Origin of the sequence: Prescottella defluvii (assembly GCF_000738775.1) — a bacterium.
GTDB classification, from domain to species: Bacteria; Actinomycetota; Actinomycetes; order Mycobacteriales; family Mycobacteriaceae; genus Prescottella; species Prescottella defluvii.
Genome location: NZ_JPOC01000195.1, coordinates 1 through 512, shown reverse-complemented (window position 1 = coordinate 512; position 512 = coordinate 1). Strand labels below are relative to the sequence as shown.

Genomic DNA, 512 nt, shown 5'->3' with positions numbered 1-512 from the left:
GTCGAGCGTGAGGGCTACGACCTCGAAGATGTGACGATCACACTCGCGGGCCGGCACAGCGCGGTTCGCGTCATGGTCGACAGCGATGCCGGTCTCGAACTCGACGAGGTCGCCCGGCTCAGCCACGTCATCTCCGACGTGTTCGACGCCGCCTCGGATTTCGGTGAGTCGCCGTACACGCTCGAGGTGACGTCCCCGGGCATCGACCGGCCGCTCACCGAGGAGCGGCACTGGCGGCGTCGCTCACGTCGGAGATGACGTGGCTGAGCCGGGCGACCTCGTCGAGTTCGAGACCGGCATCGCTGTCGACCATGACGCGAACCGCGCTGTGCCGGCCCGCGAGTGTGATCGTCACATCTTCGAGGTCGTAGCCCTCACGCTCGACAGCTTCGGCGAGAAGCTCGATGACCCTCTCCCTCGACGGCACAGGCATCTGGGACGCTCCTCGCTTCAGTTGTGGTCATCGCTGACGTGCGGCGGTCGTACCCTGCGCCGATCGACTTCGTCGTCGC

At 66.6% G+C, this 512-nt stretch carries 1 protein-coding gene and 1 pseudogene; one reads left to right on the top strand and one right to left on the bottom strand.

The window, feature by feature from the left end; all coding sequences use genetic code 11:
• Positions 1-255: pseudogene (locus tag IJ15_RS0124440) on the top strand (ribosome maturation factor RimP); the annotation flags it as partial.
• Here IJ15_RS0124440 and IJ15_RS0124435 read toward each other — a convergent pair.
• Entirely contained in the window at positions 215-433 is a 219-nt protein-coding gene (locus IJ15_RS0124435; RefSeq protein WP_407984128.1) for an LSm family protein, read from the bottom strand. The pseudogene IJ15_RS0124440 and the gene IJ15_RS0124435 overlap by 41 nt on opposite strands.
• Between the last annotated feature and the right edge of the window lie 79 nt (positions 434-512).

Bases quoted from the DNA above. Each gene is read 5' to 3' on its own strand.
- IJ15_RS0124435 (WP_407984128.1), bottom strand. From the start codon at position 433: ATGCCTGTGCCGTCGAGGGAGAGGGTCATCGAGCTTCTCGCCGAAGCT.